The organism is Cohnella hashimotonis (assembly GCF_030014955.1).
GTDB classification, from domain to species: Bacteria; Bacillota; Bacilli; order Paenibacillales; family Paenibacillaceae; genus Cohnella; species Cohnella hashimotonis.
This window is the reverse complement of record NZ_JAGRPV010000001.1, coordinates 3,080,089-3,094,642: the sequence shown is the minus strand read 5'-3', so window position 1 is coordinate 3,094,642 and position 14,554 is coordinate 3,080,089. Positions and strand designations below refer to the sequence as shown.

General features: G+C 57.1%; 13 protein-coding genes. 1 reads left to right on the top strand and 12 read right to left on the bottom strand.

The genetic code is table 11. The annotated features are described in order from the left end of the window. Positions 1–194 precede the first annotated feature (194 nt). The 5 genes from KB449_RS12450 to KB449_RS12430 form a co-directional block, all read right to left on the bottom strand. Complete coding sequence (locus KB449_RS12450) at positions 195–1,187, bottom strand: aldo/keto reductase (protein ID WP_282908683.1); 993 nt, start codon at positions 1,185–1,187, stop codon at positions 195–197. 63 nt (positions 1,188–1,250) lie between these two features. Beyond that, entirely contained in the window at positions 1,251–2,345 is a 1,095-nt protein-coding gene (locus KB449_RS12445) for an LLM class flavin-dependent oxidoreductase (RefSeq protein ID WP_282908682.1), read from the bottom strand. A gap of 15 nt (positions 2,346–2,360) precedes the next feature. After that, on the bottom strand, positions 2,361–3,458 hold the full coding sequence (ribD, locus tag KB449_RS12440; RefSeq protein ID WP_282908681.1) for a bifunctional diaminohydroxyphosphoribosylaminopyrimidine deaminase/5-amino-6-(5-phosphoribosylamino)uracil reductase RibD: 1,098 nt from the start codon (positions 3,456–3,458) through the stop codon (positions 2,361–2,363). Beyond that, entirely contained in the window at positions 3,451–4,212 is a 762-nt protein-coding gene (locus KB449_RS12435; protein WP_282908680.1) for a GTP cyclohydrolase II, read from the bottom strand. Before KB449_RS12435 ends, ribD begins: the two co-directional genes overlap by 8 nt. Before the next feature lie 114 nt (positions 4,213–4,326). Further along, a complete protein-coding gene (locus KB449_RS12430; RefSeq protein WP_282908679.1) occupies positions 4,327–5,097 on the bottom strand; it encodes a DODA-type extradiol aromatic ring-opening family dioxygenase in 771 nt (256 codons plus the stop codon). A 147-nt stretch (positions 5,098–5,244) separates the two neighbouring features. On the opposite strand from KB449_RS12430, the gene KB449_RS12425 reads away from it, so the two are divergent. Continuing rightward, positions 5,245–5,703 (top strand): winged helix-turn-helix transcriptional regulator, encoded by a 459-nt coding sequence (locus tag KB449_RS12425; protein ID WP_350356221.1) that lies wholly within the window; start codon positions 5,245–5,247, stop codon positions 5,701–5,703. A 34-nt stretch (positions 5,704–5,737) separates the two neighbouring features. On the opposite strand, the gene KB449_RS12420 is transcribed toward KB449_RS12425, so the two are convergent. The 7 genes from KB449_RS12420 to KB449_RS12390 all read right to left on the bottom strand — a co-directional run bounded on the left by KB449_RS12420 (position 5,738) and on the right by KB449_RS12390 (position 14,424). Then, positions 5,738–6,106: a glyoxalase superfamily protein gene (locus tag KB449_RS12420; RefSeq protein ID WP_282908678.1), complete on the bottom strand. Its 369-nt coding sequence runs from the start codon at positions 6,104–6,106 to the stop codon at positions 5,738–5,740. 118 nt (positions 6,107–6,224) lie between these two features. After that, positions 6,225–7,052 (bottom strand): carbohydrate ABC transporter permease, encoded by an 828-nt coding sequence (locus KB449_RS12415; RefSeq protein WP_282908677.1) that lies wholly within the window; start codon positions 7,050–7,052, stop codon positions 6,225–6,227. A gap of 15 nt (positions 7,053–7,067) precedes the next feature. Further along, positions 7,068–7,970 carry a carbohydrate ABC transporter permease gene (locus KB449_RS12410; protein ID WP_282908676.1) on the bottom strand — a complete coding sequence of 301 codons (903 nt, stop codon included), beginning with the start codon at positions 7,968–7,970 and terminating at the stop codon, positions 7,068–7,070. Between the two features lie 107 nt (positions 7,971–8,077). Then, the gene (locus tag KB449_RS12405; RefSeq protein ID WP_282908675.1) at positions 8,078–9,445 is read right to left on the bottom strand and encodes an ABC transporter substrate-binding protein; all 1,368 of its coding nucleotides are present in this window, start codon (positions 9,443–9,445) and stop codon (positions 8,078–8,080) included. Positions 9,446–9,681: 236 nt separating this feature from the next. Beyond that, positions 9,682–11,346 (bottom strand): helix-turn-helix domain-containing protein, encoded by a 1,665-nt coding sequence (locus tag KB449_RS12400; RefSeq protein WP_282908674.1) that lies wholly within the window; start codon positions 11,344–11,346, stop codon positions 9,682–9,684. Next, positions 11,333–13,165 (bottom strand): cache domain-containing sensor histidine kinase, encoded by a 1,833-nt coding sequence (locus KB449_RS12395; protein ID WP_282908673.1) that lies wholly within the window; start codon positions 13,163–13,165, stop codon positions 11,333–11,335. The genes KB449_RS12400 and KB449_RS12395 overlap by 14 nt, the downstream gene beginning before the upstream one ends. A gap of 29 nt (positions 13,166–13,194) precedes the next feature. Continuing rightward, positions 13,195–14,424, bottom strand: coding sequence for an MGDG synthase family glycosyltransferase (locus KB449_RS12390; protein WP_282908672.1), 1,230 nt, complete (start codon positions 14,422–14,424; stop codon positions 13,195–13,197). Between the last annotated feature and the right edge of the window lie 130 nt (positions 14,425–14,554).

The window sequence follows — 14,554 nt, the reverse complement described above, 5'->3', positions numbered from 1 at the left end:
TCCTCAATCGTCTCAAATGAGATGCCCTCCCCAGAAGAACCCGCGATGGTTATATTTTTCCAACCGGCGGCCGAAAATATGCGACTCGCGCTTTCGAATCGCCCAAATGCACATCATCACATACGCACATATAAAAAATCCCTTACCGATAACGACCGTTCTCGTTAGCGATAAGGGATCCTATCTTTATTAACTTAAGAGTAACTTAAGAGAGCGCCGACGACCGGATGCGGCACATAAGGCGCTTCCAGCGACGCCATCTCCTCCGGCGTCAGCTTGATGGTCGTCGCGGGTATCGCTTCTTCGAGCTGAGCGATACTCGTCACGCCGATAATAGGCGATGTGATGACCTCTTTTTGCAGCATCCACGCCAGGGCGACCTGTACGCGCGGAATGCCGCGCTCGGCAGCGATAGCTGCAACCCGCTGCGCGATAGGCAAGTCGACCGTTTGCATCGCATCGTACTTGGACCTTTGCGCCTGATCGGTTTCGGAGCGGGACGTCGTCTCGCCCGGGTCGCGCAGCAGCCTGCCTGCCGCGAGCGGACTGTACGGGATCACGCCGATTTTCTCTTCCTTGCAGAGCGGCAGCATCTCGCGCTCCTCTTCGCGGTATTGCAGGTTGTAGTGATTTTGCATAGAAACGAACCGCGTCCACCCGTTCTTCTCGGCGACGTGCAGCGCTTTGAGGAACTGCCAGGCGAACATCGCGGACGCGCCTATATATCTTGCTTTGCCCGCCTTGACGACTTCATGCAAAGCCTCCATCGTTTCTTCGATCGGCGTGTTGTAGTCCCAGCGATGGATTTGATACAGATCGACATAATCGGTCCCAAGCCGCTTCAGGCTCTTATCGATCTGGCTCAAAATCGCCTTGCGGGAAAGTCCGGCGCCGTTGGGTCCGTCCTGCATGCGAAAAAACACCTTGGTCGCGATGACGACCTCATCCCGGTTCGCATAATCCCTCAAAGCCCGGCCGACGATCTCCTCGCTTGCGCCAGTCGAATAAATATTGGCCGTATCGAAAAAGTTGATGCCGAGATCGAGCGCTTTTTTGATGATCGGACGGCTGTTCTCCTCGTCGAGAATCCATGGATGCGTCCACTTGCTCACATCCCCGAAGCTCATGCAGCCCAGGCAAAGTCTGGACACATCCAGCCCCGTATTCCCCAGTTTCACATATTCCATGTCGATCATCCTTCCTCCATCGGGTTGTTCTAGCTAAAATCTATCATAGCTCAGATGGAGGAATCATCCTAATTGCAGGGCTTTGTGCGTCTGGCTCGTCGCTCTCCGCACGGCAGGCGCGATCTCCGTCGCAAGAAGTTCGATGCTTTGGGCCACTTGATGGAAGGGCTGTCCGCCGATATCGATCTGCGCCAGAAATCGCCGGTGACCGAACATTTCGTGCTGACGCAGGATCTTCTCCACGATCTGCGCCGGACTGCCCACGAACAATGCCGTCTCGGGAGCGGCCATTCGTTCAAAGTCCGAACGGTCCAGCCGGAACGTCATCCCCCGCTGGCGGTTCACGTACGACCAATAATTCGAATAATAAGGATAATATTCGTCTCTGGCTTGCTGAGACGTTTTGGCGATGTAACCGTGTCCCGTAATGCCGATCTTAAGCTGCTCTGCATCATAGCCTGCCCGTCTGCCGGCTTCCCGGTAAGCATCCGCGAGCGGCAAAAATCTGGCCGGATCGCCGCCCAGCATCGCGATCGCCATGCCGGCGCCGTGCCTTCCGGCTCTCGCCGCGCTTTCCGGCGTTCCTCCCACGCCCACCCAAATGGGCAGCCGCTGCTGGAGAGGACGGGGAGCGATCTCCGCATTTCGCAGCGGAGCGCGGAATCGGCCGTCCCAAGTGACTTTTTCCGATTCGTTGAGCTTCAGAAACAGCTGAAGATTTTCTTCGAACAGCGCATCGTAATCGTCGGTGTCGTAGCCGAAGAGCGGGAAAGACTCTACAAACGCGCCCCGGCCGGCGATAATCTCCGCACGTCCGTCCGAAACGAGGTCGAGCGTCGCAAAGTCCTCGAATAGCCGAACCGGGTCAACGGTGCTTAACACAGTCGTCGCGCTCGTCAATTTGATTCGTTTTGTGCGTTGGGCGATGGCGGCCAGTACGACGGCCGGCGCCGATGTGGCGTAATCCAGGCGGTGATGCTCCCCGACGCCGAACAGGTCGAGACCCGCTTCGTCCGCGAGCTTCGCCGCATCGAGGATTTCTTTCATTCTTTGACTTGCGCTAATGATCCGATTCGTGAACGGATCCGGAACGATATCCGCAAGCGTATATAGCCCGATCTCCATGCCTGCCTTCTCGCGAAGTTCCTCTCCCACCATTCGCTTCCCCCTCATTTACCGCTCTTTATATATGGGATAACCGGTAAATTTAAAGTCCTTCCCGATCGCTTCAACGCGCAGATCGCTTACCTCTACCGCGTCATTCATTTTTTCAAGGCCGGTGCCTTCTAGAAACGTCGGCGCGCCCCGGCCGCCGATTAATTTGGGCGCCATGTAGATGACAAGCTTGTCGACAAGCCGGCTTTCGAAAAAGGAAGCGTTAATCTCACTTCCTCCTTCGATCAACAACGAGGAAATCATTTGCTCTCCCAATCGCCGGACGACCTCCGCAGGATCGACCCGGCCTTCTTTCCCGGTTACATAAACAATAACGCCGGCCTTTTCCAGCGCTTTTTTCTTGGCAGGGTCGTAGGACGACGTGGTAAAAATCCAGGTGGGCGCCTCCCCGTCCGTTACGACCTTCGCATTCAAGGGAAGCCGCAAGGTTGAATCCAGGATGACGCGCACCGGATTTCTCCCGTTCGGCACTCTTGTCGTCAATTGGGAATCGTCCTTGATAATCGTAGTGACGCCCACGAGGATCGCGGCGTTCTGATTGCGGAGATGGTGTACGTCCTCGCGCGCGGCCTCGGAGGTAATCCATTTGCTGTCGGAAGCGTAGCTTGCGGTCTTCCCGTCCATCGTCACTGCGGACTTCAAGGTTACGAAGGGGATCCCGCTGACGATGAATTTATTGAACACCTCATTCATTTTCCGCGATCCTTCTTCGCAGACGCCGACGATGACCTCGATACCCGCTTCCCGCAAAATGGCGACGCCTCTTCCCGACACGAGCGGGTTCGGATCGAGCGCGGCGATGACCACCCGCCGGATGCCGGCTTCCACGATCGCCACCGCGCAAGGCCCCGTCCTTCCATGGTGGGAACAGGGCTCAAGCGTGACATAAATGGTGGCGCCGCGCGTATGGTCGCCTGCCATGCGAATCGCATGAATCTCGGCATGGGGCTCGCCGGCCTTCATATGCGCCCCGACGCCGACGATGCGGCTGTCGTTGACGATGACCGATCCCACGAGCGGGTTCGGATCGGTCTGGCCCTTCATCGCCATCGCATTTTGCAGGGCAAGCTTCATGTAATATTCGTGGTTAGTCATTGTTGCAGCAGCCTTCATCTTCATTCAAATGGCCTGTGCGCGCAATCTTCGTCTTGAGATACTTCTCGTTGTATTCGGACACGTCTCCCCACAGTTGAACCCGATCCTCCACGTTCAGGCCGGCCTGACGAAGCGCTTCGAGCTTCTTGGGATTGTTCGTGATCAGCGTGACGGGCTTGGAACGGAGCTCCTTCAATACCTTGATCGCATCGCCATAATCGCGCGAGTCGTCCACGAAGCCGAGCTGGAGATTGGCATCGACCGTGTCGTAGCCGTTCTCCTGCAGAATATAAGCCAGCGCTTTGCTGAAAAGACCGATTCCGCGGCCCTCGTGGTTTGCCAAGTAAAAAATAGCGCCGTTCCCATTGTCGGCGACATGCTTCATCGATTGCTTCAGCTGGTAGCCGCAGTCGCAGCGCTTGCTGCCGAATATATCGCCGGTATGGCAAATGGAGTGAAACCGGATAAGCGCATGCTCGGCATTTGCAAAATCGCCATGGACGAGTACGCTCGACTGCTGCAGCTCGGCCAGGTTGGCGGACGACAGCTTCGCGATGATTCGCTCGAAGTCATCGGTCACTTCATCGCAATTGAGCCAGCAATACCACTTGAACTCGACGGTCTCCCCATATAGATTGACAGGGAGCTTGATGGGGCCGACCAAATAAATGGCGCCTTTTTCGTTTTCGATTAATTTTACTTTGCCTTTCAGATGGCTGAGGACCTGGGGGTCGAATTGCTGTGTGACCTGCATGGGAAGGACTCCTTTAATGGGTTTTCCGGCTAATTCCGTGTTATCTTGCGCCAATCTGGCGCGTTTTAATTGAATGACCGCCGGCTCAAGCCGAGACAGCCGTTAAATGTCACATCAAAACTGGAAGCTGAGATTGCTCATCGAGCCATGCTTGACTTCCTCATCGTATAGAACCTGCGGCTTTTTATCGGGATTTCCGCTGCCTAACGCGATCAGCAAGGGCACGAAGTGCTCCGCGCGAGGCACCGCTCTCTTCGCATGCGGCGCCAGCGTTTCGTAGGCGACTAGCGACTTTATATCCCTAGCGAGCACTTTCTCGCGAATCCAATCGATAAATTCCGCGGCCCACGCACGCGGCGGCGCTTCCGGGTCCCTGTCGAATTCGTATAAATTATGCGACAGAAAACCGCTGCCGATCACGAGAATCCCGTCCTCTTCCAGACCGCGCAAGGCCTCTCCGATCGCAAGCTGCTGCTCCGGCGGCAAATAGGGGTTAACGGAAACGGGCACGATCGGAATGTCAGCTTCCGGGTAGGCATGCCTTAAAATCGGAAAAACGCCATGATCCATGCCTCGATATTTTTGTTGAACGGGAATATGGCGCTTGCGCAAACGTTCCTCGACGATAGAAGCGACGATGGACGATCCTCTTGCGGGATATTGTACTTGATAATATTCGGGCGGAAATCCGTAATAGTCGTACTCCATTTCGTGAACGCCATCCGTGGCCGCGATCGTCGTGATCTCGTTCTCAAAATGCGCAGAAAAGATGACGATGGCTTTGGGGCGATGAGATTGTCCGAATCGGTTTAAAAACTGGGTGAAATTGGAATCTTCAAAAATGGTGAAAGGCGAACCGTGCGCCAAAAATACCGGAGATAACATATTCTTTCCCCCTCGATTTCCCTGGCATTGTATAATGCGTTAGATAGGGTTTAGAATAATACATATCAATCATTATTTAAACTAGGCACTTTATTTAGGCATAGTCTAAAAAAGTAAACCAATTGATTTAACGGGGGGAAAAACAAAATGACTGAGGAAAACTACGCACAATTCGATGAATTTGTCGGCTGCAACTTTACGACTTCGCTAGATATATTAGTAGGAAAATGGAAATTCATGATTATATTCCAACTCATGACCAACGAAACGATGAGATACAATGAGCTCTTGAGAGCAATTCCGGGCATTAACAAAAGAATGCTCACCCTGCAGCTGAAGGAATTGGAGTACCATAAAATCATCCACCGGAAGGTATATAACCAAATCCCGCCAAAAGTAGAGTACTCGTTTACGCAGCATGGAAAAAGTCTGTTGCCCGTCATTCGCGTGATGAGCGATTGGGGAGAAACGCACGCACAGTATTTGGTCAAGGAATATGGCGAAGATAACGTAGGCACGCTCATGAAACGTCTTAAAGACACACCCGACAACGAAATATTTAACAAGGCAACCGCGCTAAACGAACAGGAAAAGGCATCCCTCTAAAAAGAGATGCCTTTTTTGCCGGGCGAATTCATCTTTAAGCGAGATATTCGCAAAAAATCAGACGGTTGCCGAACGGATCCGTAACGGTGCATTCCTCGGCGTTCCAAGGCGTTTTCTGAAGGCCCGGCCTCGCGTACGCGTACTTTTTGCCGATCAGCTCTTTTTGAAGCTCCCTCACTCCGTTCATGTTGACGCGGATCGCCGCACCGGGGCTGCAATCTCCATGATGCTCGCTAAGATGAATCAGAACGCCGTCTTTGGAGATCTGCATGTAGAGCGGCATTTCAGGTTCGAACCGATGCTCCCAATCCAGCGAGAATCCCAGAAAGTCCAAATAAAAGGTCTTGGCTTTCGTTTCGTCGAAAATGCGCAGGATCGGTACGATTTGCGAAAGTTGCGCCATGGGCCGGCCTCCGTATTCATGAAGTGGGCTTGCTCTCCTCTAGAAGATTCGCTGCCGGCCCCGGTTTTCCTTTTCACTGCGCGCTTGATTCGCCATGCAATTAGTCGAACCGGAATGCCTATCCCTTCAAGGAGCCGGCCGTCATCTGCATAAACGATCTATTCGCAAAAAGATATACGGCCAGCATCGGCAAGATCGACAGGCATGCGCCCGCCATCATGAGATGCGTCTGCGAGGCCGCGGAGATGCCGTACTTGAGGCTCGCGAGCCCGACGGTCAGCGTTTGCAGCTGCGGCTTGCTGAGCGTGAACACGAACGGCAGCAAATATTCGTTCCATGCCCCGCGAAAAGCGAACAAAGCGCACACGCCCAGGCCGGGCGTCAGCAGCGGAACGATCAGCTGGAGAAAGGTTCTGCCGCGGGAGCAGCCGTCGATCAGCGCCGCTTCGTCCAGATCCTTCGGGATGCCGCTCATAAAGCTGTACAGGATGAAAAAGGCCGACGCGTGCGCGCTGATCAGGATCAGGACGACGCCCCACAGCGAATCGTGCAGATGCAGCCGGATCATCAGCTCGAACTGCGGACGCAGCACGACAGCGCCGATGGCCACGAACATCGTGAAGGCTTGCATGCCGACGTACAGCCGTTTGCCGGGAAACGCCATCCGGTCGACGACGTACGCCGCCATCGACGACACGAGCAGGATGCCGAGCGTTGATGCGACCGATACGAATAAGCTGTTGAACGTATAGGTCGAGAATTTCGCCTGCCGCCATGCTTCGACGTAGTTGTTAAACTGCCAGCTTGACGGCAGTATCGTAGCGCCTGCGGTCAGCTCGGCGTTGGTCTTGAACGAGCCCAGGATCGTCACCAGGATCGGGAACAGCGTCAAAAACGCGGCAATGAGCAGAAACGCCCACAGCGCGGCCTTCCAAACGAGTCGCATGCACGCATCCCTCCCTTAGGCGTATCGATTCATTCGCTTGGAGCCGAAGTAATAGAGCGCGGTAATCAAGCCGACGATGATGGCGGTCACGAACGAAACGGCGCTTCCATAGCCCATTTCCTGGATTTGCGAAGCCGCGCCGGTTCCCGCGGTCGGGAAAAACAGCTTGTAAACGTACAGAAACATCACATTCGTCTTCCCGATCGGTCCGCCGTCCGTCAGGACCATGATGCTCTCGTAGCCTTTGAGCGCATTGATGATGGCCAGCATCACAATCATCTGCATGACCGGACCGAGCATCGGAATCGTCACGTAGCGGAATTGCTGCAGCTTGTTCGCGCCGTCGAGCGAGGCGCTCTCGTACACGTCCGCCGGTATATTTTGCAGGCCTGCGAGAAACAGCAGCATATAGTTGCCGACGGCGCCCCACACGGAGACGAGCACAACCGTAAGCATCGCATGGTCGGCGCCCAGCCAATCTACGGCGCCGCCGATCAGCTTGTACTTCAGCAGAAACTGATTTAAAACGCCGTTGTAGGCGTTAAAGATCGCGAAAAAGACGACGGCCATAACGGCGGTGCTGACGATTGTGGGCAAAAAAAAGACGGCCCTCAAAATGTGCCGTCCACGCAGACCCCGGTTCAGCACGACCGCCAGCAGCAGCGCAAGCGGAATCGACAGCGCCAGCTTGCCGCCTGCGTACGCGAACGTATTGGCAACCGAATGCCAGAACTCGCCGTCGCGCATGACGCGCGCGAAGTTGTCCAGGCCGATAAACGTTTTTTTGCCAAAGCCTTTGTAATCGTAAAACATGTAGCGCATCGCCCACGCGATCGGATAAATGCCGAGAATCAAAGTAAGCGACAGGCTCGGCAATAAAAATCCGTAAGAAAACGCAAGCTCCTTCGATTTTCTCATCGTTCATCCGCTCCTTGCCGTCATTGCTGTCGATCCCATGCGGGGGGACCGGGCCGACTCGGTACCCTGTGCTCGTCGGCAGCCGCCTCGGACCGGTCACGTTTGTTTCAGCTTGCGTATTGCCCTGCGAGCTTCGCGGGATCGAATGCCGGATCGGGCGAGGCGACGACGTCCCCGCTCGCGATCGCGGCGTCAAGCGCCGTATTGTACCGCTTGTTCAGGTCCGCGATCAACGCATCCAGATCCCCGCCGTCCAGGATATACTTGAAAAACACGTCGTCCGACTTGGCGCCCTGCACCGGGACCGCCGGGTAGACCGGCCATACCCCGTCATGCGCGTTCGGGAGAAAACCATCGATGCCATATACTTCGGGCTTGGCCGCGACTTCGCTGACCGCGGGCACCATCGAGATGCCGAAGCCCTTCTCCTGGTACTGCTGCAGAATCGGATCGCCGTACATGTAAGACATGAACGTCCATGCCGCTTCCTTGTGCGCGGACTGGGAACTGATCGCGAGCCACTGACCGCCCAAAAAGCCGGAGGCGCCCTTGACGTTGCCGTCGATCGTAGGCGCGGGCGCTGCAGCCCATTCGATTTTCGCCGGAAACTGGGATTGGTACACGCCCGCCTCCGCCGAGAACGACAGATACATCCCGATCTTGCCTTCGGCGAACTGCGCGCGCAGCGGATCGATGTCGAGCGACTCGACGCCGGGCAGCATGCTGCCGTCGTCCTTCATCTGCTTGAACGCTTCGATGATCGGCTTAAACGGCGTAAAGTCGTAACGCGCCGTCTTGAAGTCGTAGCCGAAGCCGCCGTAACCGCTCATCTCCGCGATGACGCGCGCCGAGCGGCCGAGCGCGCTCCCCGGGCTTTTGAAGTTTTGCGCGAAGCCGTATTCCCCGTTCGCCTTGCCGACGGCCGTTATTTTTTTGGCGTCCTCCACGAGCTCGGCCAGCGTCGCAGGCGGACTGGCGATGCCCGCTTTTTGGAACAGCTCTTTGTTGTAAATAAGACGCATCGTCGTCCCGTAGTTCGGCAGGCTGTACCGTTTGCCGTCGAAGCTGTTCAGCACGTCCATTTGCGGGAACTCGGCCCGCAGTTCGTCCGTCAAGTAATCGTCGATCGGCGCCAGATACCCTTTTTTGTAAAAGGTCTGGATCGTGTTTTCCTTGACGCGGATGACGTCGGGCGCTTCCGAGGTCTGGAACGACATGTCGAGCGCCTGATCGAAGTCGTCGCCTTTGACGACGAGCTCCACCTCGATCCCGTCTGAGTTGGTGCGATTGAAGTCGTCCACCTTTTCCTTGATGAACTCCGAATCGTGGCGGTCGCCCGTCCAGTAGACGAGCTTCGTTTTTTGTCCGGCTGCGCCGGCATCCGGACCGTCCCCGGCGTTTTTGCCGCTGCAGGCGGCCAGACCGCCGGCAAGCGTCGCGCTTAGCGCTGCGAGCATCAGCTGCTTTTTGTTCATCGGATCGTTGACCTCCCCTTCGTCTATCGATGTGTGCCGTGCCTTCATTATAGAAGGGGACTTGTCAGCGCATAATGCGGGTAACCTCACATTTAGGGCAGGTTTTCCGCTATTCGGCAAAAACAGCCCTCCCGCCGGCGAGCGGCGGGATCAGGCTGTCTTGGCGAGTCGTCCCTCATATAGGCGTTTACGACTCATGTATATCATGCGAACTTTCGGACTGCCGGTCGTCCGGATTATATTTCTTGCGCGGGTTCTGCCGCCGGATCTGCTGCCGGATCGAGCTTCCCCGTGCTGTACCATTTATACTCCGACGGCGTCATACGGGTATGCTTCTTGAAGCTCTCGCTGAAATAGCGGCGATGCTCGTAGCCGAGCGCCGAAGCGATCTCCTGAACCTGGTAGCCTTCGACGAGCATCTCCTTGGCCTTCTCCATCCGCTGATGGATCACGAACTGCTGGTAGGAGATGCCCATGACCTTCTTGAACAGGTTGGAGAAGTAGCCCGGACTAATATTGAATCGCCTGGCGCAGTGCTCCACCGACAAGTCGGACTCGAGATGGTCGCAGATGTACGCCTTCGCGCGGTAGATCAGCTTCGTCGGCTCGTCGGCCCGCTCCCCTTCGATCCAGGAGCAAGCTTCGCGGCCGATCGACACGACCGAAGCCTTCATCGACTGAAACGATGCGCCGCGGACGCCGTGCGCCGCATGCCATCGTTCCTCCAGCGCGGCGACGCGCTCCGTAGGAAAAGACGCGCGCATCGTCCGGCAAATTTTCGCAGCAAGCTCGTAGCACAGATGCTCGACATGCCGCGGCGCCGGCAGCGGCTCGCTTTGCAGCAGATCGTTAAAGATCGTCTCCAGCACGAGCTGGCATTGGTCCGCATGACCCGAGCGGAGCGCCATCAGCAGCTCGTGCTCGGTCGCCGCCGAGTACATCGGAAGCGCACGCGCTGTTTCCATGCCGGAGCCGTCGTAGAGTCGGACGCCGTTGCCTTCTGTGTAAAAGCGAAAGTCTAGCGCGCTAAGCGCCTGCTCGTAAGCGACGGGCAGCGCCTCGACCGTCGCCGCGTACCGGCCGACCCCGACGGAGACGGTCGAGCGGGTAAAGCGATGGATATTCGCCCGGCATGCCTCGGAGAGGCGCTCCGCGGCTTCATTGTCCGTGCAATTGACGACGCAGACGAACCGGTTGGCCGCTTCGCTCAGGACGATGCCTTGCGTAAGCCCCGCGATCGTTTCCTCTAAAATATTGCGGATGCTAAAGCGAAGAAGCGCCACCTCGCGCGCGTGCATCGCAGCGAGCCGGTCCGCAGGACGGTCCAGCTCGATGACGAACAAGCCGAATCGTGCCGGCGCCAGGCGAATGCCGAGACGCTCCCACTGGGCAGCGACCGTATCGGCGCTTGAGGCGCGGTGCACGAGCTGCGCTACATATTCCTGCTGCAGCGCCGGCAAGCCGTCGCGAAGCTTGCGCTCTTGCGACAACCGCTGCGTCAGCGCCTCACGCTCCGACAAGCAAGCGTCCTTTGCCTTCAGCACGACGCTTACGATCTCGTCGATCGAGAACGGCTTCTTGACGAAGTCGAACGCCCCCAGCCGTATCGCTTGCCGCGTATACGCAAAGTCCGTGTAGGCGCTCAGGATGACGATCTTGGTTGCCGGCGCCATCTCCAGGATCGTTTGCGTCATCGCCAATCCGTCCATCCTGGGCATGCGGATGTCGGTCAGCACGATATCCGGCTTCGTCTTGCGTACGAGCTCGATGCCCGCTTCGCCGTCAAGCGCCGTGCCGGCGATCTCGATCCGGTGTTCGCCCCACGGCGGCTTGCGCGAGATCATGTCGACGACGCTGCGGATATCGTCGATGATGCACAGCTTAATCTTATTCTCGTTCATCGCCTTCACCTTCCGTTCGTCCGATCGGAATCCACAGATCCGTCCTGGCGCCTCCATCGGCCGCGTTGGAGAGCGCCATACGCGCATCGTCGCCGTAGAACAGCCGAAGCCGCTCCCTGATATTGACGAGCGCGTAGCCCTTCTTGGCGTTCCGGCTCAGCTGCATGCCCTGCTTGACCTTCTCCGCGTCGAAGCCCGAACCGTTGTCTTCGATCGTCAGATGCAGCAAGCCATCCTCCCTGTCCGCCTTAATCCGGATTCGGCCGCCGGACGAGCGGTCTTTGAAGCCGTGCTGAATGCTGTTCTCGACGATCGGCTGCAGCAGTATCTTGGGCAGCGGGCAACCCATCAGCGTTTCGTCGGAGCAGCTCGCTTCGTATTCGAACAATCCCTCGTAGCACTTTTGCTGAATCGAGCAGTACTGCCGGACATGGGACAGCTCGTCCTCGAGCGTATTCCAGTCCTTGCCTCCGCTTAAGCCCAGCTGGAACATCTGCGACAACGCCATGATCATCTCGTTCACGTCTTCGTTCTCGCCGAGAACCGACTTGCAATAAATCGTATTCAGCGTATTGTACAGGAAATGGGGCTCCATCTGCGACGTCAGCGCCCGCATCTCCGCCTTGCGCTTGCTGGATTCGCTATCCCTGACGTCGCGGATGAGGCGATTGATCTCGTCGAGCATCCGGTTGAACTGATGGCCGACCTGGGCGATCTCGTCCGCCGAACGGCTGGCAAACCGGACGTCCAGACGGTTGTCCTCCACCTCCCGCATGAGCCGCTGCAGCTTGAACAACGGCAGAAGCAGCAGCCCCGTCAGCCGGCTCGACAGCAGCCATGCCAACAACAGAAATATGCCCATATAAGCGAGCGTCGTGCGCTGAACGCCTTTCATCTGGGAGAGCAGCTCGCTTTTCTCCTGAACCCCATATAGCAGCCAGTCGGGCTCGACGCTCGACCTCGAATAGTTGACCAAATACTCGGACTTGTCGAAATCGTAGAAAAACGATCCTTGACCGCCCGAGGCCAGGCGCAAAAACGGCTCGTCCCGGCGCAAGCCGTGCGCAGCCGACCAATCGGTGCGCATGACTTCTTCCCCATTCGCGTCTGCGATAAAGTACGGATCGCCGCCGTCCGCGGCGTGACGGTTCAAGGTGGCGATCAATCCGCTCTCGTTCACGTTGACGACGATAAAGACGTTCGTGTCGGAATCGTCGTCCGCCATGCCCCTGGTGACGAAGGAAATCGCGCGGTCGTTTCCACTAAAGAACTTGTCCGAGTGGCCTGCGATCCACATGCCGCCGGTGAGATTTTTGATATCGTAATACAAATTGGATTCGTAAAAGGACTGCGTCTGGGATCTTCGGTGCGATATCGGATAAAAATCGCCGATCGGCGTCGCGATCAAAATGCCGTCGATGAGCGGCTCGTTGTAGCCGACCTGGGAGAAGACGTACTGCAGCTCGGAGAGATGAATGTAATAATCGGCGATGCGGTTGCTCCGCACGTCGGTCATCATCTGCTTGTAGGCGTCGCTGAACATGATCGATCGCACGGCATTCGAGATCTGGTACAGCTTCTCGTCGAGGATCTGCGCCGTCTTGTTCACGGCCTCCTGTCTCGTCGCGAACGCGTTTTTTTGCAGCTCCCGCGCGGCGATCGCATAGGAGGAAAAGCCCACGGCGGCGATCGCGAGCACGATCATCAACATGAACGCCAGGCGGACGCGCTGCTTGATTGAGACTTTGTACAGGCGGCCGTACAGTTTTGCGGCTTGCCGCGCCCATTTGGAAGAGGCCATATCGGCGTTCAACCTCAATTCTTGAATCTCGTCTATCAAGAATCTTATCAAATGCGCGTGTCGAATGGTGGATCGATTTCAAAAAATCCGCCGAGCGCTTCTCCGGCTTCGCGAATGTCGGGTACGATTCGGCCGGCTGGAAACGACTTTTCCGCGAACCGGCGTGCCATCCGTCCCGCTCCGCCGCGGAGCACTTCGGCTACGATGACGCGCGAAGCATCCGCGTGACCGATTGCCCGAGCAGGCGCTTTTTCGCATCTTCGGATCGCGAGAGTCACGGCCTCGCGCAGAGATGCCGCGTCCGTGGCCATGCGCAGCGCGCGCCTGCGACTCCAGTATGCCGCATTGCCTTGCTCTTGTCCCGGCATCGGTTTGTACACGACGACGGGCACGCCCATCGAGATCGCTTCGGTCAGGGTGACCGCTCCCGCCTTCGTCACGATGCAGGACGCGACGGTCATATACGCCTCGATGTTTTCCGCATAGCCGATCACCTGCACCTGGGTTCGGCTTTCGAAGCGCTTCGCGAGCTTGCGGCAGAGCTTGGCGTTGCGGCCCGCGACGAGCAGCAGCGTGGCGGACAGCTCCGGCGTCAGCAGCGAATCGACCAGCCGTTCGGGTTCCGACAGCGCGCCGATCATGACGAGGACGTACGCTTGGTCGGGATCCAATCCCTTTTCGCGACAAATTTCCAGCCTCGGCCGGCGCTCGTCCCGGAACTGCCTGCGGATCGGAATGCCCGTGACATGGATGCGATCCTCGCGTATGCCCATGCCCGCGATTTGCGACTTCAATTCCTCCGTCGCCACGAAGTAGCCGTCCGTATGCGGATGGATCCAGCGAGTATGGAGTTCGTAATCCGTAATGACGGTGTAGGTCGGGATCGCAATGCCGGCGTTAGCCATGGCCGAATATGTCGCGAGGAACGGGAACGTATGGATGACCGCGTCGGGCTCGATCGTTCGCAGGAGCGCAGCCATCTTGCTTCGGCCGAAGGCATGCAGCCATCTGCCGAGCGGGCGGTCGTGCTTCATGCCGTTGGTGACCCGGTAGCTCCAGCCGTAAGTTTTAGGGAACCAGGTTATGCTTTTCGCGTACGCGCAGCGGACGATCGCGTCCATCGCGGGATGCGCTTCCGCGAACAAATCGACGAGATGCACCTCGAACCTCGCCTCCGGATGCGCGGCGAATTGCTGCTCGAGCGCCTTCGACACCTGGTAGTGACCGTCCCCGAACCTGGCATACACGATCAGGATCTTCCATGCCCGTTCCTCCATCGCCGTTCCCCCTCGATACGCTTTGCGCGGCAGCGCGAAGCGCAGGCTCTTACCTCCAATATAAGGCTCGATCCTAATCGGCGAATGAAGCGTTCTTTAACGGGGTGTAAACATAAACATAATAATCCCC

What these genes read in the sequence shown, in the direction of transcription:
- KB449_RS12410 (WP_282908676.1), bottom strand. Translation starts at nt 7,970, where the DNA reads ATGAGAAAATCGAAGGAGCTTGCGTTTTCTTACGGATTTTTATTGCCG.
- KB449_RS12390 (WP_282908672.1), bottom strand. Translation starts at nt 14,424, where the DNA reads ATGGAGGAACGGGCATGGAAGATCCTGATCGTGTATGCCAGGTTCGGG.
- KB449_RS12450 (WP_282908683.1), bottom strand. Translation starts at nt 1,187, where the DNA reads ATGGAATATGTGAAACTGGGGAATACGGGGCTGGATGTGTCCAGACTT.
- KB449_RS12420 (WP_282908678.1), bottom strand. Translation starts at nt 6,106, where the DNA reads ATGGCGCAACTTTCGCAAATCGTACCGATCCTGCGCATTTTCGACGAA.
- KB449_RS12425 (WP_350356221.1), top strand. Translation starts at nt 5,245, where the DNA reads ATGACTGAGGAAAACTACGCACAATTCGATGAATTTGTCGGCTGCAAC.
- KB449_RS12430 (WP_282908679.1), bottom strand. Translation starts at nt 5,097, where the DNA reads ATGTTATCTCCGGTATTTTTGGCGCACGGTTCGCCTTTCACCATTTTT.
- ribD (WP_282908681.1), bottom strand. Translation starts at nt 3,458, where the DNA reads ATGACTAACCACGAATATTACATGAAGCTTGCCCTGCAAAATGCGATG.
- KB449_RS12445 (WP_282908682.1), bottom strand. Translation starts at nt 2,345, where the DNA reads ATGGTGGGAGAGGAACTTCGCGAGAAGGCAGGCATGGAGATCGGGCTA.
- KB449_RS12400 (WP_282908674.1), bottom strand. Translation starts at nt 11,346, where the DNA reads ATGAACGAGAATAAGATTAAGCTGTGCATCATCGACGATATCCGCAGC.
- KB449_RS12435 (WP_282908680.1), bottom strand. Translation starts at nt 4,212, where the DNA reads ATGCAGGTCACACAGCAATTCGACCCCCAGGTCCTCAGCCATCTGAAA.
- KB449_RS12415 (WP_282908677.1), bottom strand. Translation starts at nt 7,052, where the DNA reads ATGCGACTCGTTTGGAAGGCCGCGCTGTGGGCGTTTCTGCTCATTGCC.
- KB449_RS12405 (WP_282908675.1), bottom strand. Translation starts at nt 9,445, where the DNA reads ATGAACAAAAAGCAGCTGATGCTCGCAGCGCTAAGCGCGACGCTTGCC.